Origin of the sequence: Streptomyces sp. NPDC059355, from assembly GCF_042752335.1 — a bacterium.
Lineage (GTDB): Bacteria > Actinomycetota > Actinomycetes > Streptomycetales > Streptomycetaceae > Streptomyces.
In genome coordinates this window covers 18,951-42,792 of record NZ_JBHYXN010000019.1, presented here as the reverse complement: position 1 = coordinate 42,792, position 23,842 = coordinate 18,951, and the positions used below count along the sequence as shown (strand labels likewise).

The 23,842-nt window shown below is 69.8% G+C and carries 28 protein-coding genes, 1 tRNA gene and 1 riboswitch; of the genes, 13 read left to right on the top strand and 16 right to left on the bottom strand.

What is annotated here, in order from left to right; genetic code table 11:
• Positions 1-38 precede the first annotated feature (38 nt).
• Positions 39-725 (bottom strand): hypothetical protein, encoded by a 687-nt coding sequence (locus ACFXGI_RS19510; RefSeq protein WP_384707873.1) that lies wholly within the window; start codon positions 723-725, stop codon positions 39-41.
• 389 nt (positions 726-1,114) lie between these two features.
• Here ACFXGI_RS19510 and ACFXGI_RS19505 point away from each other — a divergent pair, with 389 nt between their 5' ends.
• From ACFXGI_RS19505 to ACFXGI_RS19490, 4 genes are all read left to right on the top strand, one after another.
• Entirely contained in the window at positions 1,115-1,735 is a 621-nt protein-coding gene (locus tag ACFXGI_RS19505; RefSeq protein WP_384707870.1) for a hypothetical protein, read from the top strand.
• A gap of 146 nt (positions 1,736-1,881) precedes the next feature.
• Entirely contained in the window at positions 1,882-2,088 is a 207-nt protein-coding gene (locus ACFXGI_RS19500) for a hypothetical protein (protein ID WP_384707867.1), read from the top strand.
• 106 nt (positions 2,089-2,194) lie between these two features.
• Positions 2,195-3,172: a NaeI family type II restriction endonuclease gene (locus ACFXGI_RS19495; protein ID WP_384707864.1), complete on the top strand. Its 978-nt coding sequence runs from the start codon at positions 2,195-2,197 to the stop codon at positions 3,170-3,172.
• A 67-nt stretch (positions 3,173-3,239) separates the two neighbouring features.
• Complete coding sequence (locus tag ACFXGI_RS19490; RefSeq protein ID WP_384708113.1) at positions 3,240-3,641, top strand: very short patch repair endonuclease; 402 nt, start codon at positions 3,240-3,242, stop codon at positions 3,639-3,641.
• Here ACFXGI_RS19490 and ACFXGI_RS19485 read toward each other — a convergent pair whose 3' ends face one another.
• The 3 genes from ACFXGI_RS19485 to ACFXGI_RS19475 form a co-directional block, all read right to left on the bottom strand.
• The gene (locus tag ACFXGI_RS19485; RefSeq protein ID WP_384707861.1) at positions 3,642-4,829 is read right to left on the bottom strand and encodes a DNA cytosine methyltransferase; all 1,188 of its coding nucleotides are present in this window, start codon (positions 4,827-4,829) and stop codon (positions 3,642-3,644) included.
• Between the two features lie 136 nt (positions 4,830-4,965).
• On the bottom strand, positions 4,966-5,958 hold the full coding sequence (locus ACFXGI_RS19480) for a hypothetical protein (RefSeq protein WP_384707858.1): 993 nt from the start codon (positions 5,956-5,958) through the stop codon (positions 4,966-4,968).
• 50 nt (positions 5,959-6,008) lie between these two features.
• Entirely contained in the window at positions 6,009-6,575 is a 567-nt protein-coding gene (locus tag ACFXGI_RS19475) for a GNAT family N-acetyltransferase (RefSeq protein WP_384707855.1), read from the bottom strand.
• A 155-nt stretch (positions 6,576-6,730) separates the two neighbouring features.
• On the opposite strand from ACFXGI_RS19475, the gene ACFXGI_RS19470 reads away from it, so the two are divergent.
• Together ACFXGI_RS19470 and ACFXGI_RS19465 are read left to right on the top strand one after the other, a co-directional pair.
• Entirely contained in the window at positions 6,731-6,907 is a 177-nt protein-coding gene (locus tag ACFXGI_RS19470; protein ID WP_384707852.1) for a hypothetical protein, read from the top strand.
• A 53-nt stretch (positions 6,908-6,960) separates the two neighbouring features.
• The gene (locus ACFXGI_RS19465; RefSeq protein ID WP_134075632.1) at positions 6,961-7,260 is read left to right on the top strand and encodes a hypothetical protein; all 300 of its coding nucleotides are present in this window, start codon (positions 6,961-6,963) and stop codon (positions 7,258-7,260) included.
• 177 nt (positions 7,261-7,437) lie between these two features.
• Here ACFXGI_RS19465 and ACFXGI_RS19460 read toward each other — a convergent pair whose 3' ends face one another.
• From ACFXGI_RS19460 to ACFXGI_RS19440, 5 genes are all read right to left on the bottom strand, one after another.
• Positions 7,438-8,814, bottom strand: coding sequence for a DUF445 domain-containing protein (locus ACFXGI_RS19460; RefSeq protein ID WP_384707849.1), 1,377 nt, complete (start codon positions 8,812-8,814; stop codon positions 7,438-7,440).
• Between the two features lie 57 nt (positions 8,815-8,871).
• Complete coding sequence (locus ACFXGI_RS19455; RefSeq protein WP_384707846.1) at positions 8,872-9,588, bottom strand: DUF1707 domain-containing protein; 717 nt, start codon at positions 9,586-9,588, stop codon at positions 8,872-8,874.
• A gap of 74 nt (positions 9,589-9,662) precedes the next feature.
• Positions 9,663-10,670 carry an ATP-binding cassette domain-containing protein gene (locus ACFXGI_RS19450; RefSeq protein ID WP_384707843.1) on the bottom strand — a complete coding sequence of 336 codons (1,008 nt, stop codon included), beginning with the start codon at positions 10,668-10,670 and terminating at the stop codon, positions 9,663-9,665.
• Between the two features lie 2 nt (positions 10,671-10,672).
• Positions 10,673-11,575, bottom strand: a complete 903-nt coding sequence (locus ACFXGI_RS19445) for an ABC transporter permease (RefSeq protein WP_384707840.1) — start codon at positions 11,573-11,575, stop codon at positions 10,673-10,675.
• Positions 11,568-12,431 (bottom strand): ABC transporter permease, encoded by an 864-nt coding sequence (locus tag ACFXGI_RS19440; RefSeq protein ID WP_384708110.1) that lies wholly within the window; start codon positions 12,429-12,431, stop codon positions 11,568-11,570. Before ACFXGI_RS19440 ends, ACFXGI_RS19445 begins: the two co-directional genes overlap by 8 nt.
• Before the next feature lie 198 nt (positions 12,432-12,629).
• On the opposite strand from ACFXGI_RS19440, the gene ACFXGI_RS19435 reads away from it, so the two are divergent.
• Positions 12,630-15,101 (top strand): transglycosylase domain-containing protein, encoded by a 2,472-nt coding sequence (locus ACFXGI_RS19435; protein ID WP_384707837.1) that lies wholly within the window; start codon positions 12,630-12,632, stop codon positions 15,099-15,101.
• A gap of 22 nt (positions 15,102-15,123) precedes the next feature.
• On the opposite strand, the gene ACFXGI_RS19430 is transcribed toward ACFXGI_RS19435, so the two are convergent.
• From ACFXGI_RS19430 to ACFXGI_RS19420, 3 genes are all read right to left on the bottom strand, one after another.
• Positions 15,124-15,444 carry a multidrug efflux SMR transporter gene (locus ACFXGI_RS19430; protein ID WP_030158619.1) on the bottom strand — a complete coding sequence of 107 codons (321 nt, stop codon included), beginning with the start codon at positions 15,442-15,444 and terminating at the stop codon, positions 15,124-15,126.
• Between the two features lie 31 nt (positions 15,445-15,475).
• Positions 15,476-15,554: riboswitch (guanidine-III (ykkC-III) riboswitch) on the bottom strand.
• 93 nt (positions 15,555-15,647) lie between these two features.
• Positions 15,648-15,950, bottom strand: a complete 303-nt coding sequence (locus ACFXGI_RS19425; RefSeq protein WP_048475576.1) for a co-chaperone GroES — start codon at positions 15,948-15,950, stop codon at positions 15,648-15,650.
• A gap of 94 nt (positions 15,951-16,044) precedes the next feature.
• The gene (locus ACFXGI_RS19420; RefSeq protein ID WP_030866493.1) at positions 16,045-16,362 is read right to left on the bottom strand and encodes a DUF3618 domain-containing protein; all 318 of its coding nucleotides are present in this window, start codon (positions 16,360-16,362) and stop codon (positions 16,045-16,047) included.
• A 108-nt stretch (positions 16,363-16,470) separates the two neighbouring features.
• Here ACFXGI_RS19420 and bcp point away from each other — a divergent pair, with 108 nt between their 5' ends.
• From bcp to ACFXGI_RS19400, 4 genes are all read left to right on the top strand, one after another.
• Positions 16,471-16,938 carry a thioredoxin-dependent thiol peroxidase gene (gene bcp / locus ACFXGI_RS19415; RefSeq protein ID WP_384707833.1) on the top strand — a complete coding sequence of 156 codons (468 nt, stop codon included), beginning with the start codon at positions 16,471-16,473 and terminating at the stop codon, positions 16,936-16,938.
• A gap of 145 nt (positions 16,939-17,083) precedes the next feature.
• Positions 17,084-17,731, top strand: coding sequence for an HNH endonuclease signature motif containing protein (locus ACFXGI_RS19410; protein WP_384707830.1), 648 nt, complete (start codon positions 17,084-17,086; stop codon positions 17,729-17,731).
• The gene (locus ACFXGI_RS19405) at positions 17,728-18,378 is read left to right on the top strand and encodes an HNH endonuclease (protein WP_384707827.1); all 651 of its coding nucleotides are present in this window, start codon (positions 17,728-17,730) and stop codon (positions 18,376-18,378) included. The genes ACFXGI_RS19410 and ACFXGI_RS19405 overlap by 4 nt, the downstream gene beginning before the upstream one ends.
• A gap of 49 nt (positions 18,379-18,427) precedes the next feature.
• Positions 18,428-18,511, top strand: a tRNA-Leu gene (locus ACFXGI_RS19400).
• A 55-nt stretch (positions 18,512-18,566) separates the two neighbouring features.
• On the opposite strand, the gene rdgB is transcribed toward ACFXGI_RS19400, so the two are convergent.
• From rdgB to ACFXGI_RS19380, 4 genes are all read right to left on the bottom strand, one after another.
• On the bottom strand, positions 18,567-19,172 hold the full coding sequence (rdgB, locus tag ACFXGI_RS19395) for an RdgB/HAM1 family non-canonical purine NTP pyrophosphatase (RefSeq protein ID WP_384707824.1): 606 nt from the start codon (positions 19,170-19,172) through the stop codon (positions 18,567-18,569).
• A 61-nt stretch (positions 19,173-19,233) separates the two neighbouring features.
• Entirely contained in the window at positions 19,234-19,620 is a 387-nt protein-coding gene (locus tag ACFXGI_RS19390) for a hypothetical protein (RefSeq protein ID WP_384707821.1), read from the bottom strand.
• A 134-nt stretch (positions 19,621-19,754) separates the two neighbouring features.
• Positions 19,755-20,480, bottom strand: coding sequence for a ribonuclease PH (gene rph, locus ACFXGI_RS19385; protein ID WP_030299875.1), 726 nt, complete (start codon positions 20,478-20,480; stop codon positions 19,755-19,757).
• A gap of 106 nt (positions 20,481-20,586) precedes the next feature.
• Positions 20,587-20,892: a glucose PTS transporter subunit EIIB gene (locus tag ACFXGI_RS19380; RefSeq protein WP_078860719.1), complete on the bottom strand. Its 306-nt coding sequence runs from the start codon at positions 20,890-20,892 to the stop codon at positions 20,587-20,589.
• A 127-nt stretch (positions 20,893-21,019) separates the two neighbouring features.
• Here ACFXGI_RS19380 and ACFXGI_RS19375 point away from each other — a divergent pair, with 127 nt between their 5' ends.
• Complete coding sequence (locus ACFXGI_RS19375; RefSeq protein ID WP_384707817.1) at positions 21,020-22,321, top strand: PTS transporter subunit EIIC; 1,302 nt, start codon at positions 21,020-21,022, stop codon at positions 22,319-22,321.
• Between the two features lie 239 nt (positions 22,322-22,560).
• A complete protein-coding gene (locus ACFXGI_RS19370) occupies positions 22,561-23,817 on the top strand; it encodes a PTS transporter subunit EIIC (protein ID WP_384707814.1) in 1,257 nt (418 codons plus the stop codon).
• Positions 23,818-23,842 lie beyond the last annotated feature (25 nt).

The window sequence follows — 23,842 nt, the reverse complement described above, 5'->3', positions numbered from 1 at the left end:
TCAGCCCGTCCTGCTGCCGGCCAACCCGCACACGGTCGTTACGGCCGCTCGAGCACCTGGCGAACCGTCCCGCGCGACTCCGCCGGCAGGCTCCGGTACTCACCCCACAGCCGCTCCAGCAGGCTGAAGTCCCTCCGGTCCACGGCCACCCACTGCGCGAAGTGCTCCCGCTCCACCTGGCTCATCTGATCCAGGCGATCGAGCACGCCGCTCAGGTCGGTCTGCCGGCCACGGCCTCCGATCCGGCACCGGCGACACTCGGTGACCAGCTCGACGCTCACGCCGCCGGGGCTAGCGACCTCCCGGCGCGCAAGGTCCAGCTGAGCGGATTCGATTCCGCCGTCATACGCCTCGCCGGCCGCGATCCCGCACACACGGCACAGGTGATCGTCACGGTCGAGGATCTCACGCCGCTGCGGAGCCGACACCACCGCAGCCGGCTTGACCCTCGACTGCCCGGGCTTCCAGACTTCCGCCCCCATCTCCACGAAACGGTGCTCGCTCGGAGTCAGCCTCACGTCCTCCCGGTTGGTGGAGATGCGCCAGCCGCGGTCCCGGAGATCACGCATGCGGCGGTCAATCTGTGAGGTCTCCGGGAATGCCTCCCGCAGCTGGGTCTTCGTGAAGACCTCTCCCACACCGACCTCGGTAACCAGCCACAGTGCGCAGCGGACCATCGTCGAGAGTTTTTCATCACGCCACGACGGAATGTCTGCAATGGTCACGATCTATCCCCTAAGTAGCGTTCACCGGCCGACCATTCCTGGACCGGCACTCAGCAACAGGGCCTCATTCTCGCGGGCAGACCACCATGCGGATCAAGCCCATTCGGATGTTTGCGCCGTAACGCAAACACCTTCCCCGCCGCGTCGCACGAAGCGCAAACACCGGCCCGCCGCCGACACATGGAGCGCAAACAGCTATTCCCGAAAATCGGGCTTTCCCGCTTGCGCGCTCCAGCCTTGATCAAGAAAGACTGATCCTCCATCAAACTGCGTAACCAGGAGGATCCATGGCCGTCGCGGGTCAGGTCGGCAGCGCCTATTGGCCTGGCTGCAGCCCGGCACGGGAGAAGTACGTGGCGAGCTTCCGCAGCCTCATATCCACCATGTCCATGAGAAAGCAAGGGGCGCGCGCCAAGCACCTCGGCATCCCGCTGAGTACCTTGTCCAACTACTGGACGGGCCGCCGCGTGCCTTCTGCCGTCAAGCTCGGGGCGATCTACGACGCCGTGCACCGCAGCGCCACAGCCGTTCCGGGCCGGTTGGAGCACCTCGAACGGCTGCGGAAGTCCGCGGCCCGGCGGAACGCGGGCCCCGTTTCGCCCAGGGAGAGCAGTGACCTGCGGGCGTCAGAGCTGATGTCTGCTGCGCGGTCTTGCACGGTTCCGGCACAGGGACCGGCGCACGACCGGCACAGCAGCGAGAACCGAAGGGCCGGGGAAACCGTCCGCGCCTTGTACGCGGCCCAGTCCGCCGGTGACCGCCGGGGGGTCATCGGCATCGCCTGGTCCGCGAGCAAGGCACTCACGCACGGGGAACTCAGCATCGCCGCCGCCGAGCTGTACGCCAGCGGGCACTCTTCGCTCGGGGAAGCGCTCCTGCTCGGCGGCCGCGAGCGCGGACACGAGGACACCATGCGGCTGGCGATCACCCTGATCCGCACCGGCCTCACCATCCAGGCCGAACTCGTTCTGCGGGCCGCCCTGCCCCGGGAAGGCCGCGGACAGCCGTAGCGAACAGGAACACGCCGCACGTCACCACCCCTGCCGGAATCCGCCACCGCGGAGCAAACATGACGCTGCTCCGCTTCTCCTCCCTGCCCGGGTACCGGACAGGGGTCCTGTACCCATGCTTCCCTTTCAATGGAGTTGACCGTTCCATGCTGACCATCTCGTTGTCCGTGCTATTCCTCACCATCGCCATCACCGTGGTGCTCGCTCTGCTCGTCGCTGGGGCTGCGGTCGCGGTCGCGCGGTGGGACAACCGGTCGGCAGCAGCGTCGATCATCATGGGGTCCGTCGCGTTCGCCGGAACCCTGACCCTGGCGTTCCTGTTGCTCAGCCTGGTGCTCGGAGCCGGCACCTGATACCCACGGACGGCAGCCCCCGCCCGGGCTGACCGCCGGTAAGCTCGTTGCCATCCTGCGGTCGGCTCTTCTGGGACCGCCTCGTTTCGCCAGACAGGTGGTCCGCTTGCTGTCTCCGGACATTTCCGCTGCCGTGGTCATCCAGAACCAGGTGCTACCCCAGGACGACCCCGAACTGGCCCTGGTCTACTCGCAGCTGCGCCAGCTCGACCCCGCCGGCCAGCGGTTCGCCACAGTTCTGAGAGACACGATCGATCAGCTGCTGCATGGCGAAGTGACGGGCCGGTACGACTGGAAGTCCTTGTTCAAAACGGAGAAAACCCACGCCGGGACAGTCGTCGAGATCAACCTCCAGCGCGAGTTCGCGTTCGAGGACGGCGTGGACATGGACTACCGGATCGGCGGCGTGGACGTCGACTGCAAGTACTCACAGAAGTTCGGCGGCTGGATGATTCCACCGGAAGCGGTGGGCCACCTGTGCCTGCTCGTCTGGGCTGACGACAAAGAAAGCCTCTGGAGTGCCGGCCTGCTCCGGATCGCTCCCGAGTTGCTGAACGGCGGAAGCAACCGGGACATGAAACTGACCGTGAAGGCGGAGCACCGCGCGAAGATCCTCTGGCTCTGGCGCGATGCCGCGCTCCCTGAGAACACCCTGCTCCACATGGATCCCGCTGACCGCGAGGCCGTATTCGCCCAGAAGTCCGGCCAGGCCAGGCTCAACGAGCTGTTCCGGCGTGCTCAGCGCCGCCGGATAGGGCGGAACGTCGTACGCACCGTCGCCCAGCAGAAGGACTACATGAAACGAGTCCGGGGAAACGGTGGGTCGAGGTCCTCGCTGCGCCGTGAGGGAATCATCATCATGGGCGACTACCGCGCACACCAGGAGATGGCGCGACAGCTTGGCCTTCCCGTGCCACAGGAGGGCGATTTCGTCAGCGCCCGTGTCGTCCGGAGTGTCCCGGAAGACAGCAAGCCATTCGCCGTCATCAACGGGGACGCCTGGTCGCTGGCCGAGAGCGGGGATCCTGTGACCCCGGCACCGCTCCTCCCCGCCCACACCGCATCCGCCGCGGCCGAGCTTTGAAGACATGAGCGAGCCGTGGACGCCTCCAGAAGGATCATGGGCGTCGTCAGCAGCGCGGCGCCGGAATATGCAGGCGATCCGGAGCCGTGACACCAAGCCGGAACGACTGATCCGCAGCATGCTGCACGCGCAAGGGCTGCGCTACCGCGTGGCAGCACGGCCCATTAAAGACCTTCGCCGGACCGCCGACATTGTCTTCGGGCCGGCGAAGGTGGCGGTGTTCATCGACGGCTGCTACTGGCACGGCTGCCCAGAGCACTACGTGTCTCCGAAGACCAACCCTGGCTACTGGTCAGCCAAGGTGGCCGGAAACATGGAACGCGACCGGGACACCAACCAGCGTCTCCGGGAAGCGGGCTGGACGGTGCTCCGGTTCTGGGAACATGAAGCCGCTGCCGACTGTGCCATCCGGATCGCGGCCGAGGTGGAAAAGCGCCGTGCCCGCAGGACCGGTGCGGGCACGACCTAACTACGCCTGCTTCTGATCCCGCTCGCGGGCCGCCTTGAGCAACTCAATGATCGACTTGCCCACTGCCGCGGCGACCGGCGGCGGGAAGGCGTTGCCCACCTGCCGGTACTGCGCGGTCTTACCGCCAGTGAACTGCCAGCCCCGGGGAAAGCCCTGAATGATCGCCGCTTGCTCGACCGTGAGCATCGGCCCGTCGGGCCCGAAGAGATCCCTGTCCTCGGATCCCTTCTTCTGGCAGGTGGCAATGTCATTGGCCACGCCGAGTCCGGACACACCGAGTTGCTTCCAGGACGCCTTGGCACGGCTTGGGCCGAGGTCGGCCCCACCGTGCTTCTTGGAACCGCCGACGAGCGTGGGCGCGATACCGCCTCCCTTGCTCTTCAGCTCGGCGTCACGGCCCCTGGCTGTCTCGAGCCAAGTGTCGTACTTCTTGCGAGCGAGCTCCGCCTGGGCGCCGTCGAAGTAGCGCCCGTACCGCTCAAGCATGGTCTCCTCAAGCGCAGCTGCCACGCTCACCCGGTCCTCGTGCGTGGGCGACGGCCACTCGTACTTCAGATCCTTGAGCACGTCATTGCGGATGGCGACCAGAATGGCGCGCGGACGCAGCTGCGGTACCCCGAAGTCGCTGGCCTCCAGCACGTCCCACTTGCACACCGTGTAACCGAGGCCCCTGGTATGGGCCTGCCGCCCGTCCTCTTCGCGGTAGTCGCCTCCCTGCAGCCGGGCCATGATCCAGTCGCGGTAGTCGGAGAACTTCGGGTCCATGATCCCGCGCACGTTCTCGATCATCACCGCACGCGGCTGGAGTTGCTCGACCAGTTCCAGCATCCGCGGGAAGAGATCACGGTCGTCGTCTTTGCCCAGCTGCTTGCCAGCATGCGAGAACGGCGGGCAGGGAACACCGCCAGCCAGAAGATCGAGGCCGCGCTGCAGCAGCTCGCCGCTCTTGGGCAGGTCTGTGTCCGGTTCGAAAAGCTTGACATCCGTCGGGGGAAGGAGATCGCAGTGCGCCTTCTCCCAGCTCCACTCCGGCTGCGCGTCGATGTTCGCCCGCAGTGTCCCGACTGCATGCGCGTCGATCTCCACGAGCGCCAGGTGCCTGAAACCGGCCTGATGCAGTCCGATGGCCTGCCCGCCGGCTCCAGCACAGATCTCAATCGAGGTGTAAACAGCCTCAGTGCTGGTCATGCACCCTCCTTCGAACACGTACCCCGCTGGTGCCCTGTGCCACCAGCTATCACAGAGGGTGACAGACCCCACTGACAACGACCTCATCTAGTGTGCGGCATCCCCTGGGCCACTCCGAACATTCCTTACCAAGGCATCAGCCGGTGCCCGCGAAGAGGGGCAGCTGTTGGTGGCCGCGGGCTTGGGCTGTGGGTGGGGTGGGGCGGGTGCGGGTGAGGGTCAGGAGGGTGCGGAGGGCCTGGATGACTTCCGCGGGGGTGTCTCGGATCATCGACGGGGTCGCGCTGACCACCAGGATGCCGTGGGACTCCAGGCGCAGGCGGCGGTGGAGCGTGGCGTGCCAGGCGTCGCGGGTGTAGTGGTACTCCGCCGAGTCGATCTCCAGGGCCACGCCCTCGTCCGGCCAGTACGCGTCGGGGCTGGCCAGGAAGGTGCCGTCCGGGGTGTACAGGCGGGCGTTCCACAGCGGGGTCGGGAGGTCCGTCGCCGTCAGGGCGTCCCGGGCCAGGGCCTCGGCGATCGAGCGGACCCCCGCGAGGAGTTCCGACGCGGCGGCGCGGATGGCCGGGCGGGTGAGGAGGCGGGCCGCGCGGAGCTCGGCGTGCAGGTCCTGCGGGTGGCACCAGCCGGCCTGGACGACGTGGGCCAGGGTCGAGCGAATGCGGTCGGGTTCCTCGGCGCGGGCGGCGAAGTCGCCCGCCGCGCGCACCGGGCGCGTGCTCGGGATGCCGGAGACCGCGATGGTGCGCGGCCAGCGGGCGGTGGCCAGCGGGCGGACCTCCGGGGTGCCGGTGAGCCGGCGCGGGGCGCGGATCAGGACGTCGGCCGGGGTGTGCGGGGCGTCGCGGATGCCGAGGAGGGCCAGGGCGGCGCCGCCGGTGAGGACGGCCGTGTCGCCGGAGAGCGGGTCGGCGGCGGGCTCGGCGGCGTACAGGACGGCGGCCAGGGCGCGTTGGCGGTGGTCCGGGGGGCCGGTCTGGAGGAGGTAGACCCGGGGGAGCAAGCGCTGCCAGGGCCCGCCCGGGCGGGTGCGGGAGGTGATGGTGCCCTCCGGGATCCCGGACGCGGCGAGCTGGTGGCGGGTGGCCAGGTTGAGTTGCCTGCGCAGCAGCGGCTTCGGTGTGATCATGCGGCGGGTATGCCCGGCGGGATCGGCCGGCACCCCGGCCCGCCCGCGCGTCACGCCGGAGCGTGATGCGGCGGGGACCCCTCGGCGCCCGGGTGGTCCGGGGAGAGGAAGACGATCACGCCCGTCTGCGTGCCCGGGCGGGCCGTGACCTCGTGCCAGCCCAGGCGGCGGTACGTGGCCACCGTGTCGGTGGCCAGGCGGGAGGTCAGCAGCCAGGCCCGGCGGTCCGGGGCATCGGCGGTGATCTCCGTGAGCAGGGTGCGGCCGGTGCCGTGGCCGCGCGCGTACGGGCGTACGGCGAGCTCGTCTATCTCCAGCGCGCCCGTCAGGAGTTCCCGCACCCGCGCCGGACCGAGCTGAGCGGCGACCTGGGCGTATCCGCGGTCCTTGGGGAAGGTCGCCGGCGTGAGCCAGCCGGTGGCGAAGCCGTCGATGCCGGTCGCGGACTGGGCGAAGGCCGTACGGAAACCGCGGCGCCGGCTGTCGCTCTGGAGCCGGACCGCGAATTGGCGAATGGTTTCTGCGTCCTCGTTCCAGGGCGGGGCGGAGAAGGTGTCGGCATAGGCGTCGACCAGTTCGTCCGCGAGGTCGAGAACGGCCTGTCCGTAGCAGATCACGATGTCCGAGCTCCTCTTTTTCCCGTTCGGGATGGGAGAGTCAATTTATGCCGGATCGGTTCCCTGGGGCATGTATCGCACGGATCCGGCGAGTGTGCGACAAATCCCCTCCCCGTCTTCCGTGTCGGGGACCGCGCGGGCGCGTTGAGCAGCCCGTGGACAGATTGATTCGGGCGGCCGGCCGGTGCGTGCTCGCCTTCCTCCTCGTCCTGGGCGTGGTGGCGCTGCTGCCGCGCGCCGTCAAGGACGCCGTACCGGACGGCGTGATCGGCGGAGCGGTGCTCGTCCTCGGGGCGCTGGCCGCCCGCCGGGTGGTCAGGCCCCCGCGTTAGCCTCGTAGCCTCGCGGTAATACAAGTGAGATCAGACGATTTGAGGAGTTGGGCATGGCGCGCGTACCGAGTTCCGCAGTGGCGGCCGCCGGACTGGTCGGCGGGTACGCCGTCGCCCGGTGGACCAAGAAGCGCCCGCTGGGCGGTGTCGTCCTCGGCGCCGCCGGGCTGGCCGCCGGACGGGAATGGCACCGCCGCGGCGGCACCCCCGCGGCGGCCGGGCTCGGCGCGCTGTACGTCGCCGGCTTCGCGGGCGCGCACCCGCTGGCCAAGAAGGTCGGGGCCTGGCCGGCCGTCCTCGGGGCCGCGGCCGTCGTGGCGACCGCCTCCTGGGTCGTCGCCGACCGCGGCTGAGCCGGAGCGGGGCCGAGCCGGGCCGCGGCTGAGCCCGAGCGGGGCCGAGCCGGGCCGCGGCTGAGCCCGAGCAGGGCTGAGCCGACCCCGGCTGTCCCGGGAGCGGGACCGACCCGGCACGCGGCCGACCCGGCGCGGGACCGCCCGGGTACGCGGCCGACCCCGCCCGCCCGCCGCCTACGCCCCCAGCGCCTGCGACACCGTGTAGATCAGCAGTCCGGCCAGGGCGCCGACCACCGTGCCGTTGATGCGGATGAACTGCAGGTCCCGGCCGATGTGGGCCTCGATCTTCCGCGACGTGTGCTCGGCGTCCCACCCGGCCACGGTGTCCGTGATCAGCGAGGTGATCTCGGTCCGGTACGTGGTCACCACGTACACCACCGCACCCTCGATCCAGCCTTCCACCTTGTCCTGGAGCCGGCCGTCCGTGGCCAGCCGCGCCCCCAGTGACAGCAGCGAGGACCGGACCCGCAGCCGCAGCTCGCTGTGCTCGTCCTCCGCCGCCGAGATGATCATCGCCCGGATCGCGGTCCAGGCGGAGGCGATCACGTCCTGCACCTCCCCGCGCTGGAGGATCTCGGACTTCAGGCGCTCCACGCGGGCCCGGGTGTCCGTGTCCGACTGGAGGTCGGCCGCGAAGTCCGTCAGGAACCGGTCCACCGCCCCTCGCGCCGGGTGCTCCGGCATGTCCCGCATCTCCGTCAGGAAGCGGAGCAGCTCCTTGTACACGCGCTCGCCGACCTTGCGGTCCACGAACCGCGGGGTCCAGCCGGGCGCCCCGCCCTGGACCGCGCCCATCACCGACTCCCCGTGCGTCACCAGCCAGTCGTGGGCCTTGACGCAGACGAGGTCGACGACGCGGCGGTGACCGCCGTCCGCGACGACCTTCTCCAGGGTCTTGCCGATCCCGGGCGCGATCTCGGCGGTCTCGGCCCGCCGCGTGATGGCCTCGCCCACCACCGCCTGCACATCGGAGTCGCGCAGTACGGTCAGGGCCCCGCGCAGGGCGGTGGCCAGCTCGGCCGTGACCCGGTCGGCGTGCGCGGGCTCGGCCAGCCAGGATCCGAGGCGGGCGCCGATGCCGAGGGCGTGCAGACGGGCGCGGACCACGTCCGGGGAGAGGAAGTTCTCGCCGACGAACTCCCCGAGGGAGACGCCGAGCTGATCCTTCTTGGTCGGGATGATCGCGGTGTGCGGGATCGGCAGGCCGAGCGGGCGCCGGAAGAGCGCGGTGACGGCGAACCAGTCCGCGAGCGCGCCGACCATGCCCGCTTCGGCGGCGGCCCGGACGTAGCCCGCCCAGGCGCCGGCGCCGGCGTGCTCCGCCCACGTGGTCAGTACGTAGACCAGTGCGACCAGGATCAGCAGGCCGGTCGCGGTGGTCTTCATGCGGCGGACGCCGCGGCGGCGCTCCTCGTCGGCCTCGTTGAACACGAACCCGCCGGTGCCGATGCCGGTGCCTGCGCCGCTGCCGGTGCTCGCGCCGGTGCCTGCGGCCTTGGTGCGGTGGTCCACGTGTTCCTCCCTTCCCCCGGGCGCCGGTTTTGTCTGCATAGCATCCGACTCCCGGGACCCCTCAGGAGTTCCCGGCACGCCGATCCGCCGCTCTCCCTACAGCTCCTTGCGGAGGTTCGGGCCCCCGTCGAGACGCTTCGGGCGCTTCGGGGACTTCGGGGACTTCGGGGACTTCGGCGGCTTGACCTTGACCTCCACGCCGCCCCAGAAGGCCAGCCCCGTCACGACCACCCGCGGGGCGCCCGGCTCGGTCACCCCCGGGGTGTCGCGCTGGTCGAAGGCGCCCATGAAGCCGAAGCCCCGTACGTCGACCTCCACGCCCGGCGGGACCGTGATCTGGATGCCGCCCATGATCGCGATGCAGTTGATCACCACCTCGCGCTCCGCGAAGTTCGCCTCGCGCAGGTCGAGGTCGCCGCTGCCCCAGAACGCCACCGCGTCCAGCCGGGGCGGCACCGTCCAGGCGCCCTTGCGCTGGAACGAGGACATCACCGCGACCGCCGCCGAGGCCGACACCGGTATGCCGCCGCCCCCGATCCGCGAGGCCGGCGAGCCGTCCGCCGCGGGAGCCGGGGCCGGCGCCGCGGCCGCGAGCGGCATCGGGTGCCCGCCCGGCGCCGGCAGATCGCTGGTGATCGGTTCCAGTTCCGCGTACGTCTTCGACTTGTACGCGGCCTCCAGCCGCTCCTCGAACTCCTCCATGTCGATCCGGCCCTCGGCGACGGCGTCCCGCAGACGCTCCACCACCCGCTCGCGGTCGGCGTCCGACGCCCTCAGCTCCGGCAACGGCTTCTCCGGCCGCTCGTCAGTCATGGGGAACAGCCTATGTAGTCATACGGAAGAGTTGTATGGCCCAACCCTGGTACCAGCCCCCGCACATCCCTGATTTAACCCTGGCCCCGCTCGTACATCCGCGCGATCACGTCCTCGATGTCCGGCTCCCGCACCGACAGGTCCAGCAGCGGATACCGCGCCGCCACCTCCGCCACCAGCGGCGCTGCCGAGGCCCCCGCCGGGAACGCCAGCCACTGCCGCGGCCCGTCCACCTTCACCACCCGCGCCCCCTCCACGCTGATCTCCGGAAGCTCCCGCTCCAGGTCCACCACCAGCGTGCGCTCGCCGCCGCCCTCCCCCATCGAGTGCAGGCCGGCCAGTGCCCCGTCGTACATCAGGCGCCCTTGGTCGATCACCATCACCCGCTCGCACAGCTGCTCGATGTCCTGGAGGTCGTGCGTCGTGAGCAGCACGGTCGTGCCGAGCTCCGCGTTGAGCTGCCGCAGGAAGGCCCGTACCTTCGCCTTGCTCACCACGTCGAGCCCGATCGTCGGCTCGTCCAGGTACAGCACGTCGGGGTCGTGCAGCAGCGCCGCCGCGATGTCCCCGCGCATCCGCTGCCCCAGCGACAGCTGCCGTACCGGTACGTCCAGCAGCTCGGCCAGGTCGAGCCGGTCCACGCACCGCTCCAGGTTCTCCTCGAACCGCGCCCGCGGGATCCGGTACATCCGCCGCATCAGCCCGTACGAGTCCTTCAGCGGCAGGTCCCACCACAGCGTGGTCCGCTGCCCGAACACCACCCCGATCCGGTGCGCCAGCCGCATCCGCTCCCGCGCCGGGTCGATGCCGGCGACCCGCAGCCGGCCGCCGCTCGGGGTGAGGATGCCGGTCAGCATCTTGATCGTCGTCGACTTCCCGGCGCCGTTGGGCCCGATGTAGCCGACCACCTCCCCCCGCGCCACCTCGAAGCTGATCCCGTCCACGGCCCTGACCTGCCGTTTCTCCCGGCGCATCAGACCCACCCGGCGCCGTACGTCGAAGACCTTCTCGACCCCGTCCAGCTCGATCAGCACATCCCCGCCCACGCCCTCCACGCCTTCCACGCCTTCCACGCCGCTCACCCTCAGCTCCCCGTACTCCGGTACGAACGAAGTCCCGCGCGCCAAGCCAGCGACGCGGGTACGAACACCACCACCGCCACCAGCGGGCTCACGAACGCCACCCACCCCGGCAGCCCCAGCGGATACGGCCGCCCCAGCACGTACAGCGCCGGCAGCCAGTTCACGAAGGCCAGCGGCACGATGAACGTGACCCCGCGCAGCAGGTCCTTCGCGAACACCGTCGGCGGGTACTGGAGCATCGTGTTCCCCCCGTACGTGAAGGAGTTCTGCACCTCCGCCGCGTCCCCGGCGACGAACTGGAACGCCGCCCCGGCCACCATCACCGCCCCGAAGATCGCCGCCCCGGCCAGCACCATGACGGGCACCAGCAGCACCTTCCCGGCCGTCCACTCCACGTCCAGCTCCGAGACCGCCCAGACCAGCACCGCCAGCCCCTGCCCGATCCGCCCCACCCGGCGCAGCGCGAAGCGGTCGGCCGCGACCTGCGCGAGCACCGGGACCGGGCGCACCAGCATGGTGTCGAGCGAACCGTCGCGGATCCGGACGCCGATCCGGTCCGTATTGCCGAGGAGGAGGTCCGCCAGCCCCAGGGAGGCCGAGGAGGACCCGTACAGGAGGGCGATCTCGGGCAGCGTGAAGCCGCCCAGCACGTCCACGTGCGAGAACATGATCCAGATCGCGACGAAGTCGAGCAGCGTGATCGCCGCGTTCCCGAAGGTGGAGAGGAAGAACGACGTCCGGTACGCCATCGTCGACCGGACCCACATCGCCACGATCAGCCCGTAGCCGCGCAGCCCCTCGACGGCCCGGATCCGCACCGGCAGCAGGGGCAGTACGAGTACGCCCTTCGGTTGCCCGGACCGCGCCGGTGCCACCGCACTCTCGACCGCTTCCGCCTCAGCCACCCTGGACGACCACCTTCCGTGTCGCGGCCGACTGCAACAGCCGCCCCGCGCCCAGCAGTACGAGCGCCCACACCGACTGGAAGGCCAGCGCCCGCACCGCGCCCCCGGCGCCGGCGTGCACGCCCATCAGCACGTCCAGCGGCACCTGGATGATCGCCGCCCACGGCAGGACGCGGACGAACTCCCCGAAGCCGCCCGGGAACACCGTCAGCGGCAGCAGCATCCCGGAGAAGAAGACCGTGGCGACGACGGCCACCAGATTGATCCCCGCCCCGTCCATCAGCCAGAACGCGGCCAGCCCCAGCAGGTACCGCACCCCGAAGCTGACGAGCAGCGCGAGAACGACGGACACCAGGAACAGCAGCCAGCGCAGCGGGTCGGCGGGCAGGGCCAGTTGGAAGGCCAGCGCCCCCGCGAGCAGCGGCACCACCCCGCGCCCGAGCAACTGGAAGCCGGCCCTCCCCAGATCGGCGGCGAGCCACCACATCTGGAGATCGGCCGGCCGGTACAGGTCGACGGCGATGTCACCCGTACGGATGCGCTCCTGCATCTCCTCCTGGAAGCCGCCGCCGATGAGCGCGCCCGCGGCGAGCAGCGCCTGGCTCACCCAGACGAACGTCAGCGCCTGCGCCTGGTCGTAGCCGCCCAGCCCGGGCCGCTCGTCCCACAACGCGACGTACGTGTACGCGAGGACGAAGCCGAAGACGGTGTTGGTGAACACCCCGGCCGCCGTCGCCGTCCCGTAGGTGGCGTAGCGCCTGAACCCGCCGGCCGCGACGGCCGGATAGAGCCGCGCTCCGCGCGCGGCTGCGCGCGCGGTCCCGCGAACCGTTCCGCGAGGCGTTCCGTGCGGTATCCCGCGAGCCGTTCCCTGGCGCACCGTATCCCTCCGATTTCCCGGTCGTTCCTACGTCGGCCAAAGCGCGCGAGCTTAGTGCGGAGGGGCGATCCACGCGACCGATTTACGCCCGTCCGACGCGGAATGAGCGGCCATCGGGTAGACAGCATGAGGTACAGATGTGGATATTTCGTACGGCGTCGAGGAGTCCTGGCGATGAGCGACCAGTCACCACCACCGGGCTGGACCCCTCGTGACCCGGACATCCCCGCAGGGCAACAGCGGCCGGGGCGGCAGCCGGCGGGGCGGCAGCCGGCAGGCCAGCAGCCGCCATCACAGAACGCGCAGAAGCCGGCGGGCGACCGGCAGGCCCGCCGAGCCGCCAAGAAGGCCGAGCGCAACCGGAAGCGGACCGGCTGGCGCCGCCTCGTCCCCACCTGGCGCATGGTCCTCGCCACCGTCGTGCTGCTCGGCTTGCTGATCGTCGGCGCGTTCGTCGCCGGCTACCTGCTGGTCCACATCCCGCCCGCCAACGCCGCCGCGACCGCCCAGTCCAATCTCTACCTGTACGCCGACGGCTCCCAGCTCGCCCGCGACGGCGAGGTCAACCGCGTCAACGTCCCGCTCTCGCAGATCCCCCGCACGGTCCAGGAGGCCGTACTGGCCGCGGAGGACCGGGACTTCCACTCCGAGCGGGCCGTCGACCCCAAGGCCATGGTCCGCGCCGCCTGGAACACGGCGACCGGCAAGGGCACCCAGTCCGGCTCCACCATCACCCAGCAGTACGTCAAGAACTACTACCTGGGCCAGGAACAGACCATCAAGCGCAAGGTCAAGGAGTTCTTCATCGCGATCAAGCTCGGTCGCGAGAAGTCGAAGGACTACATCCTGGAGGGGTACCTCAACACCAGCTACTTCGGCCGCAACGCGTACGGCATCCAGGCCGCCGCCCAGGCCTACTACGGCAAGGACGTCGACAAACTCACCACCGCCGAGGGCGCGTACCTCGCCACCCTCCTCAACTCTCCCAGCGCCTTCGACGTCGTCGCCCACCCCCAGAGCCGCGAGCGCGCGCTCGCCCGCTGGAACTACGTCCTCGACGGCATGGTCAAGAAGCAGTGGCTGCCCGCGGCCGAGCGGGCCGCCATCCGCTTCCCCGAGCCCGGCAAGGTCCGCCCGGCCGCCGGGCTCTCGGGCCAGCGCGGCTATCTCGTCGAGGCCGTGAAGGACTACATCGTCGATCACAAGATCCTCGACGAGAAGACCCTCGCCGAGGGCGGCTACCGCATCACCACGACCATCGACAAGCGCCGGCAGAACGCCTTCGTCGAGGCCGTCGACGAGACGATGGTCAGCAAGCTCGACCCGGAGAAGAACAAGGCCGACCGGGTCGTACGGGCCGGCGGGGTCTCCATCGACCCGGCCACCGGCAAGGTCGTCGCCATGTACGGGGGCATCGACTACACCAAGCAGTACGTCAACAACGCGACCCGGCACGACTACCAGGTGGCCTCCACCTTCAAGCCGTTCGTGTTCGCGTCCGCCGTCGAGAACGACTCCCGCACCCAGGACGGCCGCCTGATCACCCCCAACACCCTCTACAACGGCGACAACAAGCGCCGCGTGGTCGGCACCAGGACCCCGTACGCCCCCGAGAACGAGGGGCAGATCTCGTACGGGAACATCACCGTCAACACCGCCACCGACCTCTCCGTCAACGCCGTCTTCGCGCAGATGGTCGTCGACGTCGGCACCGCCAAGGTCAAGCGGACCGCGATCGGCCTCGGCATCCCCGAGGACACCCCGAACTTCGACGCCGGTCCGGCCATGGCGCTGGGCACCATGCAGGCCAGCGTCCTGGACATGACCCAGGCCTACGCGACCCTCGCCGACCACGGCCGCCACACCCCCTACACCCTCGTCGAGAAGATCGAGAAGGGCGACGACGACGTCCACCTGCCCGACCGCACCCCGAAGCAGGCCATCAGCCGCGAAGCCGCCGACACCACCACGTCCATGCTGGTCAGCGTCGTCGACAACGGCACCGGTACGGCGGCCCTCGCCGCCGGGCACCCGGCCGCCGGCAAGACGGGCACCGGCGAACTGGACCGCTCCGCCTGGTTCGCCGCCTACACCCCGGACCTGGTCACGGTCGTCTCGATGATGGGCCAGGACCCCGATACGGGCGCCCTGGAATCCCTGTACGGGGCACTCGGCGAGGCCCGGATCGGGGGCGGCGGGTACCCGGCGCGGATCTGGGCGCAGTACACGAAGGCGGCCCTGGAGAACAGCGACCCCCTGGACTTCGACCTCGATCTCCAGCCGGGCGCGGCCCCGTCCCCGCCGCCGTTCGTCCCGAGCAGCCCGGAGCCGTCGGAGGACGAGAGCACCCCGCAATCCCCGGCCCCGCCGAGCAGGCCGAACCGCCCGGGCCGGCCGACGCCGCCCACCGGCGGCCAGGGCCAGGGCGGCCGCAGCCAGGGGCAGAGCCAGGGCCAGAACCAGGGGCAGACCACCGGGGGCCAGACCCCGGAGGACGACACCACAGGGGGCCAGAGCGACGCGGGCACCTCCGCCGGAACGAGTACGGGGACGACCGGGGGCGCCACGACGGGCTCGACGGCAGGCACCCCGGGCGGCGCGACGGGCGGCCTGCGCAGCCGCCCGTCGTCGGAGTACCTGGAGTAGCCGCCCCGGAAGGGGGCGGGGATCAGTGACCGGAGGTCGCCTTCAGCCCCACCACGGCGACCAGCAGCAGGCAGATGAAGAAGATGCGGGCGGCGGTGACGGGCTCACCCAGCACCGCCATCCCGAGCACCGCGGCGCCGGCCGCGCCGATGCCCACCCATACGCCGTACGCGGTACCGATGGGCAGGGTCTTGGCGGCGTACGAGAGCAGCACCATGCTGGCGACGATCCCGGCACCGGTGAACACGCTGGGCCACAGCCGCGTGAAGCCCTCCGTGAACTTCATACCGATCGACCAGCCGACTTCGAGCAGACCGGCGACGAGAAGCAGAACCCAGGCCATGACGGGCACCTCCGGAAACGAGAGCGAACGGGGTGCGTCGTCTTGTCGTCCAGCAACAGCTACCCGGTACGGCGCGTCTCGTCGGGGGTTCCCCACCACCGTAGCAAAGCCCGTGCGAAAGGGCCGGTGACACCGGTCACCGGCCCTTCGACGCCTGCTCGCAGATCGCCCGCTCGAAGATCGCTCGCCTACAGACCGCTCGCCTACAGGTAGAGCCCGGTGGAGTCCTTGGACCCCTCCAACCGCTCCGCGGCCACGGCGTGCAGGTCCCGCTCGCGCATCAGCACGTACGTGGCACCCCGCACCTCGACCTCGGCCCGGTCCTCCGGGTCGTACAGCACCCGGTCGCCCGGCTCCACACTGCGTACGTTCTGCCCGACCGCGACCACCTCGGCCCAGGCCAGCCGCTTGCCCACGGCAGCGGTCGCCGGGATCAGGATGCCGCCGCCCGAGCGCCGCTCACCCTCCGGCGAGTCGGACTTCACGAGCACACGGTCGTGCAGCATGCGGATGGGCAGCTTGTCGTGGGTGGTGGTCTTGGTGTCGTCGCTCACGTCACGAACCTACCCGCCCGCGCCCGGCCCGTGCGCCGCAGGGTCATCAGCGCTTGCGCCGCGCCGACACCACGAGCAGGCCGATCACACCGGCCGCGAGCAGTGCGACGGGCGCGATCCGCTCGTAGCGCGGGGCGCCGTCCTCGTGGCGCAGGCCGTCCCGTACGTCCGTCAGGAGACGGTTCACGGCGACGACGGCCCGCCCGGCGGTGTGGTCCACGGTCGAGACGACCCTGGCCTTCGCGTCCCCGATGATCGTCGTCGGGTGCAGGCGCACGCCGATCTCGTCGAGCGTCTCGGCGAGCTCCTCGCGGCGGCGGACGATGTCCGCCTCGATCTGTGCGGGGGTCCTGGCTTCGGGCACCGCGCTGCCTCCGTCGTCGTCGGGTCGGATAGGGGGCGTAGCCCACCATGAACAGTCTGTCAGCTTAGTCTCGGACCGTACCGATCCCCTCCCGAGGAGACTGTTGACATGAGCGAGCGACTCCAGCCGGGCGACACCGCCCCCGCCTTCACCCTGCCCGACGCGGACGGCAACGAGGTCTCGCTCGCCGACCACAAGGGCCGCAAGGTGATCGTGTACTTCTACCCGGCGGCGCTGACGCCGGGTTGCACGAAGCAGGCCTGCGATTTCACGGACAACCTGTCGGTGCTGGCCGAGGCCGGCTACGACGTGATCGGCGTGTCCCCGGACAAGCCGGAGAAGCTGGCGAAGTTCCGCGAGAAGGAGCACCTGAAGGTCACCCTGGTCGGCGACCCGGACAAGCAGGTCCTGGAGGCCTACGGCGCGTACGGCGAGAAGAAGCTGTACGGCAAGACGGTGACGGGCGTCATCCGCTCCACGGTGATCGTGGACGAGGAGGGCAAGGTCGAACGAGCCCTCTACAACGTCAAGGCCACGGGCCACGTAGCCAAGATCATCAAGGACCTGGCCATCTGACGGACCCCCGGCTCCCCGACAGCGGCCCGCACCCTCCCGGTGCGGGCCGCTCCGCTTATCGGACGAGACGGCCCGTAACCGACCGTCCATCGCCCCGTTGCTCCGTACGAGAGCCGCACACGCGGCCGGACAGGGAGGGGGCGGGATGCCGATCAGCCCGTACACGAAGGAACGCCTCGCGGAGGCGGCGAGCACGTCGCGGACGCTGAGCGAAGCGGTGGAGAAGCTGGGGGCGGACCCGCGGGGCGGATCCCGTGACCACGTGCGCATCCGCATGCGGAAGCTGGGGATCGACACCTCGCACTTCGAGCGGGAGGGGGTGAAATGGACCAGGGAGGTGCTCGAGGAAGCCGTGGCCGCTTCCAGCAACATGTACGCGGTGCTCCGCCGACTGGGCTTGGAACCAGTGGGTGGTCACCACGCTCACATCAGCCGCAAGGTGAAGGCATTCGCGATCGACACCTCGCACTTCACCGGTCCGACACGGACAGAGCGAATGCGGGACAACGGGCGCCGCCGCACGGCCGAGGAGATCCTGCACGAGGACTCCTCGCCACAAGCCACGAGGACACCCAATTCCCGCCTGCGGCGCGCCCTTCTGGAGACGGGGGCCGACGAGTGCTGCGCCTCCTGCGGCATCAAGGCGGCCTGGCTGGGCGAGCCGCTTCCCTTGGAGGTCGACCACATCGACGGCAACTGGCGGAACAACCGGCGGGAGAACCTGCGGTTCCTCTGCCCCAACTGCCACTCCACCACGAGCACATACCGCGGCCGGGGCAAGGTGCGCCGATGACCACGACCAACCGCTACACGAGGGACATCCTGGCCGAGGCGGCCCGGCTCTGTTCGAACATCGAGGAGGTCATCGCCCATCTGGGCACGCGATCCTACCCGCGGCTCTCGTCCTATCTTCTGAAGCGGTTCGCCGACCACGGCATCGACGTCTCCCACTTCCCTGCCATTGGCCGCCCGCCCCGGCCGGCCACGGCGGAACTCCGGCGCGTGGTGGACGCCTCGCGCTCACTCGCCGAGACCCTTCGCCACCTCGGCCGGCCGGACAACCACCATCAGCGCACGCGCCTGCGTACATGGATCGCTGACGAGGGCATCGGCACCACTCACTTCCTGGGGCAGGCCCACCAGCGCGGCAAGCCATCACCCACCGCCAAGACACCGGACGAAATACTCGTCCGGCATGACAGGCAGCGGAGAACCGGTACCAAGACGCTGCGCCGCGCGCTGCACGAGATCGGCGTGCCGGACTGCGACCGGTGCGGAACCCCTCCCGAGTGGCAAGGGCGCCCCATGACCTTGGAGATCGACCACATCAACGGCGACTGGAGCGACGACCGCCGGGAGAACCTCAGGCTGCTGTGCCCCAACTGCCACGCGATCACCAGCACATGGTGCCGAGGAGGCAACCGCCGGTCGAGTTCCTGATCTTGCGCATTTCCGTACAGCCGCCTGCCGCTATCATGACAGGCGGCTAGCGGCGGTGGCGCAACGGCGACGCAGCAGACTTAGGATCTGTGGCCCGTGAAACGGCTTGAGGGTTCGAATCCCTTCCGCCGCACAACAACGGCCTGTGAATCGCAAGATCGATTCACAGGCCGTTCTCGTACGCTCCCTCAGCCGACCAGGGCGCGGATGAAGGGGAGCAGGGCGCGGAAGGCCTGGCCGCGGTGGGAGATGGCGTTCTTTTCCGCCGGGGTGAGTTCCGCGCAGGTGCGGGTGTCGCCCTCGACCTGGAGGATCGGGTCGTAGCCGAAGCCGCCCGTGCCCGCCGGGGTGTGGCGGAGGGTGCCCAGGAGGCGGCCTTCGACCACGCGTTCGGTGCCGTCCGGGAGGGCGAGGGCCGCCGCGCACGCGAAGTGGGCTCCGCGGTGCTCGTCGGCGATGTCCCCGAGCTGGGCCAGCAGCAGGTCCAGGTTCGCCCGGTCGTCGCCGTGCTTGCCCGCCCACCGCGCCGAGAAGATGCCGGGGGCGCCGTTCAGGACGTCCACGCAGAGGCCGGAGTCGTCGGCGATCGCCGGCAGGCCGGTGGCCCGGGCCAGGGCGTGCGCCTTGAGGAGGGCGTTCTCGGCGAAGGAGACGCCGGTCTCCTTGACGTCCGGGATCTGCGGGTACGCGTCCGCGCCGACCAGCTCGTGCGGCAGGCCGGCGTCGGACAGGATGGCGTGGAGCTCGGCGATTTTGCCCGCGTTGCGGGTGGCGAGGATCAGGCGGCTGGTCATGCCGCCATTATCCCGTGCCCGCCGATCCCCGGTTCCGACCGCCCGTCAGCCCGTCAGCCCGTCAGCCCGGGGTGCAGACCTTCGAGAGTTCCTTCGCCGCGTCGGCGACCGGCTGGATGTCCGGGTTGGCGTTGCCGTTCTCGATGGCCGTGCGGACGTTCTTCACCGCCGTGGTCATGGAGGAGACGGCCTTGCTCAGGTCGGCGTTGTCCGTCTGGTCGCCGACCTTCTTGAGGTTCGCCTCGATCTGGTTCAGCGCGTTCTGGGCGTCCTGCGGGCTGTTGCCGGCCTGCGAGACCGCCTGCTGGAGGTCGTTGGCCCCGTCCGTGATGGCCACGGCCGTGTTCGCGCAGTCCATCGCCGTCGAGATCGCGTCACAGGACGTCAGCGCCGGTACGGCGAGAGCCGCTGCGAGCACGACCGCCGCTATGCGGTGCTTCGGGTTCATGTTCGGGTCTCCCAGGAATCGACACGGATGCGAGGACGGGCGCACGGCTTTGACACCGTGCGCCCGTGTCCAGGGGGACGCACCGGCGGCCCCCGCGGTTCTCTCTGTTGCCCGGAGGCTGCCCGCAGGCGTGCCTACAGCTGGAGCGCGCCCAGCTGGATGGCCTCCAGGTCGGCGCAGCCGCCGGCGGCCAGGTCCAGGAGGGCGTTGAGCTCCTTGCGGTCGAACGGCTCGCCCTCGGCGGTGCCCTGGACCTCGACGAAGCGGCCGTCGCCGGTGCAGACCACGTTCATGTCGGTCTCGGCGCGCACGTCCTCCTCGTAGCAGAGGTCGAGCAGCGGGACGCCGTCCACGATGCCGACGCTGACGGCGGCGACGGTGCCGGTGAGCGGCTTGCGGCCGGCCTTGATCAGCTTCTTCTGCTGGCCCCACGCGACGGCGTCGGCCAGGGCGACGTAGGCGCCGGTGATGGCGGCGGTACGGGTGCCGCCGTCGGCCTGGAGGACGTCGCAGTCCAGGACGATGGTGTTCTCGCCCAGCGCCTTGTAGTCGATGACGGCGCGCAGGGAGCGGCCGATGAGGCGGGAGATCTCGTGGGTGCGGCCGCCGATCTTGCCGCGTACGGATTCGCGGTCGCCGCGGGTGTTGGTGGAGCGGGGCAGCATCGAGTACTCGGAGGTGACCCAGCCTTCGCCGCTGCCCTTGCGCCAGCGCGGGACGCCTTCGGTGAAGGAGGCGGTGCAGAAGACCTTGGTGTCACCGAAGGAGATGAGGACGGAGCCCTCGGCGTGCTTGCTCCATCCGCGTTCGATGGTGACCGGGCGGAGCTGTTCGGGCGTACGGCCGTCGATGCGAGACATGCGTCCGAGCCTAGTCGGTGGCCGGGTGGGCGAGAGACGGTACGCGAAGACCCCGTCCGGGTGGGTCCGGTACGGGGTCTGGCGGAGGTTCGAGCGGGAGCTCAGCTCACATCATGTCTTCGATGTCGGCGGCGATCGGGTCGGCGTCGGTGCCGATGACGACCTGGATCGCGGTGCCCATCTTGACGACGCCGTGGGCGCCGGCGGCCTTCAGTGCGGCCTCGTCGACCAGGCCGGGGTCCTTGACCTCGGTGCGCAGGCGGGTGATGCAGCCCTCGACCTCTTCGATGTTGTCGATGCCGCCGAGCCCGGCGACGATCTTCTCAGCCTTGGTGGCCATGTTTTCTCCCTGAGTTCTACGAAGAACGACCTGCGCAATCCGCTTTGTCACGGTAACGCACGGTTGGCCCATCTATGCGAGCGCATGACCGGGGTCTGCCGAATCATGACGATCAGCAGCAGCCTGCCCCGTAACTGGTCTACACCAGTGTGCCGCACGTGCTGCCCCTGCCAAAACGGGCCGTTCAGGGAGGACGCCGATGAGCGCGAGCAGCGCCGCAGCAGCACCGCAGCGGAAGTGGTGGAGCGGCTTGTACCCGGGGCTGCAGAAGATGGGGCGGAGCCTGCAGCTGCCGATCGCGGTGCTGCCCGCGGCCGGGCTCCTCAACGGGCTCGGACAGCCCGGCGTCTTCGGCGAGGACGGCCTGAACTGGACCATCGTGTCCAAGGTGATGGTGGCCGCGGGCGGCGCCCTGCTGAACGCGGACCTCGGCCTCCCGCTGCTCTTCTGCATCGGTGTCGCGATCGGCATGGCCAAGAAGGCCGACGGTTCGACGGCCCTCGCGGCGGTGGCGGGCTTCCTCGTCTACCGGGGCGTGCTGCACGCCTTCCCCAACACCTGCCCGTTCGGCACCAAGAACATCGGCGGCGGCTGCCTGGACCCGAACAACACCTTCGTGGAGTTCACGTACCAGAACCCCGGAGTGTTCGGCGGCATCATCATGGGCCTGCTCGCCGCCTGGTTCTGGCAGCGCTTCCACCGGGTCAAGCTGGTCGACTGGCTGGGCTTCTTCAACGGCCGCCGCCTGGTCCCGATCATCATGGCGTTCGTGGCGATCGGGTTCGCGGCGCTCTGCCTGTGGGTCTGGCCGCCGGTCGGCAGCGCGCTGGAGAGCTTCTCCGACTGGCTGGTGGGGCTGGGCTCCTGGGGTGCCGGAATCTTCGGCGTCGCCAACCGCGCACTGCTGGTGATCGGCCTGCACCAGTTCCTGAACGTTCCGGTGTGGTTCCAGTTCGGCAGCTACACCAAGCCGGACGGGCAGACGGTGCACGGCGACATCAACATGTTCCTGGCGGGCGACCCGAACGCGGGGCAGTTCCTGAGCGGCTTCTTCCCGATCATGATGTTCGCGCTTCCGGCGGCGGCGCTGGCGATCACGCACTGCGCGAAGCCGGCCCGGCGCAAGGAGGTCGGCGGCCTGATGCTGTCGGTGGCCCTGACGTCCTTCGTCACCGGCATCACCGAGCCGCTGGAGTACTCGTTCCTCTTCGTGGCGCCGGTGCTGTACGCGATCCACGCGGTGCTGACGGGCGTGTCGATGGCGGTGACGTGGGCACTGGGCGTCCACGACGGCTTCAGCTTCTCGGCGGGTCTGATCGACTACGTCATCAACTTCGGCCTGGCGACGAAGCCGCTGTTGATCATTCCGATCGGCCTGTGCTTCGCGGCGGTGTACTACGCCGTCTTCCGCTTCGCGATCACCAAGTTCGACATCCCGACCCCGGGCCGGGAGTCGGACGAGGAGATCGCGGCGATGCAGGCGGAGAACACGAAGGCGTAACGGACCCCGTACCGCGCGAGGCCCCCGGATCCACGGATCCGGGGGCCTTCCGCATGTGTGGCGTAGACCACAGGAAATCGAAGGTTCCTTATCTATCCCCGACCATGCTACAACTGGTCTACACCACCTATTGGTGTAGACCGCGCAAGCCCGGTCCGGAGCTCGCGTACCCCCATTTTGAGACGCCGCCATCCCCCGTTGCACTCGCTGGGCGGCGCCTTGCCTTCTGGAGGAACCTCATGTCCACAGCCACCGCTGCGGAAAAGAAGAAGGGCGCGGGCGTGATGGCCGTCATGCAGCGCATCGGCCGGAGCCTCATGCTCCCCGTTGCGGTGCTCCCGGCCGCCGCGCTGCTCGTCCGCCTCGGCGACAAGGACATGCTCGGCGACCCCTCGCTGCCGACGTTCCTGACCAAGATAGCCGGATACATGTCCGCCGGCGGCGGCGCGATCCTCGACAACATGGCGCTGCTGTTCGCCGTGGGCATCGCGATCGGCTTCGCCAAGAAGTCCGACGGTTCGACCGCGCTCGCCGCGGTGACCGGCTACCTGGTCTTCAAGAACGTGCTCGCCACGTTCACCGACTCGAACCTGCCGAAGGTGGCCAAGGCGGTCGACGGCAAGGTCGTCATGATCGACGCCCCGGTCGACGCCAAGGTGCTCGGCGGTGTCGTCATGGGCATCGTGGTCGCCCTGATCTACCAGAAGTTCTACCGGACCAGGCTGCCCGAGTGGGCGGGCTTCTTCGGTGGCCGCCGTCTGGTCCCGATCCTCTCGGCCTTCGCCGGTCTCGTCATCGGCATCGTCTTCGGCCTGATCTGGCCGGTCCTCGGCACGGGTCTGCACAGCTTCGGTGAGTGGCTCGTCGGCTCCGGCGCCGTCGGCGCGGGCATCTTCGGTGTCGCCAACCGTGCGCTGATCCCGGTCGGCATGCACCACCTGCTGAACTCCTTCCCGTGGTTCCAGGCCGGCGAGTTCCAGGGCAAGAGCGGCGACATCTCCCGCTTCCTGGCCGGTGACCCGAGCGCCGGACAGTTCATGACCGGCTTCTTCCCGATCATGATGTTCGCCCTCCCGGCCGCCTGCCTCGCGATCGTGCACTGCGCCCGCCCCGAGCGCCGCAAGGTCGTCGGCGGCATGATGTTCTCCCTTGCGCTGACCTCCTTCGTCACCGGTGTCACCGAGCCGATCGAGTTCACGTTCATGTTCATCGCCCCGGTGCTGTACGCGATCCACGCGGTGCTGACCGGTGTCTCCATGGCCCTGACGTGGGGTCTCGGCATGAAGGACGGCTTCGGCTTCTCCGCCGGCGCCATCGACTACCTGCTGAACGTGGGCAAGGCCACCAACCCGCTGGGCCTGGCGGTCGTGGGCCTGTGCTTCGCGGCGGTCTACTACGTGGTCTTCCGCTTCGCGATCACGAAGTTCAACCTCCCGACGCCGGGCCGCGAGTCCGACGAGGAGCTCGCCGAGCTGCTCAAGGCCGAGGCCAAGTAAGCACACCCGCGTACGGCGAAGCCCC

What these genes read in the sequence shown, in the direction of transcription:
- ACFXGI_RS19505 (WP_384707870.1), top strand. Translation starts at nt 1,115, where the DNA reads ATGAGAAAGCAAGGGGCGCGCGCCAAGCACCTCGGCATCCCGCTGAGT.
- ACFXGI_RS19500 (WP_384707867.1), top strand. Translation starts at nt 1,882, where the DNA reads ATGCTGACCATCTCGTTGTCCGTGCTATTCCTCACCATCGCCATCACC.
- ACFXGI_RS19490 (WP_384708113.1), top strand. Translation starts at nt 3,240, where the DNA reads ATGCAGGCGATCCGGAGCCGTGACACCAAGCCGGAACGACTGATCCGC.
- ACFXGI_RS19485 (WP_384707861.1), bottom strand. Translation starts at nt 4,829, where the DNA reads ATGACCAGCACTGAGGCTGTTTACACCTCGATTGAGATCTGTGCTGGA.
- ACFXGI_RS19480 (WP_384707858.1), bottom strand. Translation starts at nt 5,958, where the DNA reads ATGATCACACCGAAGCCGCTGCTGCGCAGGCAACTCAACCTGGCCACC.
- ACFXGI_RS19465 (WP_134075632.1), top strand. Translation starts at nt 6,961, where the DNA reads ATGGCGCGCGTACCGAGTTCCGCAGTGGCGGCCGCCGGACTGGTCGGC.
- ACFXGI_RS19460 (WP_384707849.1), bottom strand. Translation starts at nt 8,814, where the DNA reads ATGCAGACAAAACCGGCGCCCGGGGGAAGGGAGGAACACGTGGACCAC.
- ACFXGI_RS19455 (WP_384707846.1), bottom strand. Translation starts at nt 9,588, where the DNA reads ATGACTGACGAGCGGCCGGAGAAGCCGTTGCCGGAGCTGAGGGCGTCG.
- ACFXGI_RS19435 (WP_384707837.1), top strand. Translation starts at nt 12,630, where the DNA reads ATGAGCGACCAGTCACCACCACCGGGCTGGACCCCTCGTGACCCGGAC.
- ACFXGI_RS19430 (WP_030158619.1), bottom strand. Translation starts at nt 15,444, where the DNA reads ATGGCCTGGGTTCTGCTTCTCGTCGCCGGTCTGCTCGAAGTCGGCTGG.
- ACFXGI_RS19425 (WP_048475576.1), bottom strand. Translation starts at nt 15,950, where the DNA reads ATGCTGCACGACCGTGTGCTCGTGAAGTCCGACTCGCCGGAGGGTGAG.
- bcp (WP_384707833.1), top strand. Translation starts at nt 16,471, where the DNA reads ATGAGCGAGCGACTCCAGCCGGGCGACACCGCCCCCGCCTTCACCCTG.
- ACFXGI_RS19410 (WP_384707830.1), top strand. Translation starts at nt 17,084, where the DNA reads ATGCCGATCAGCCCGTACACGAAGGAACGCCTCGCGGAGGCGGCGAGC.
- ACFXGI_RS19405 (WP_384707827.1), top strand. Translation starts at nt 17,728, where the DNA reads ATGACCACGACCAACCGCTACACGAGGGACATCCTGGCCGAGGCGGCC.
- rdgB (WP_384707824.1), bottom strand. Translation starts at nt 19,172, where the DNA reads ATGACCAGCCGCCTGATCCTCGCCACCCGCAACGCGGGCAAAATCGCC.
- ACFXGI_RS19390 (WP_384707821.1), bottom strand. Translation starts at nt 19,620, where the DNA reads ATGAACCCGAAGCACCGCATAGCGGCGGTCGTGCTCGCAGCGGCTCTC.
- rph (WP_030299875.1), bottom strand. Translation starts at nt 20,480, where the DNA reads ATGTCTCGCATCGACGGCCGTACGCCCGAACAGCTCCGCCCGGTCACC.
- ACFXGI_RS19380 (WP_078860719.1), bottom strand. Translation starts at nt 20,892, where the DNA reads ATGGGCCAACCGTGCGTTACCGTGACAAAGCGGATTGCGCAGGTCGTT.
- ACFXGI_RS19375 (WP_384707817.1), top strand. Translation starts at nt 21,020, where the DNA reads ATGAGCGCGAGCAGCGCCGCAGCAGCACCGCAGCGGAAGTGGTGGAGC.
- ACFXGI_RS19370 (WP_384707814.1), top strand. Translation starts at nt 22,561, where the DNA reads ATGTCCACAGCCACCGCTGCGGAAAAGAAGAAGGGCGCGGGCGTGATG.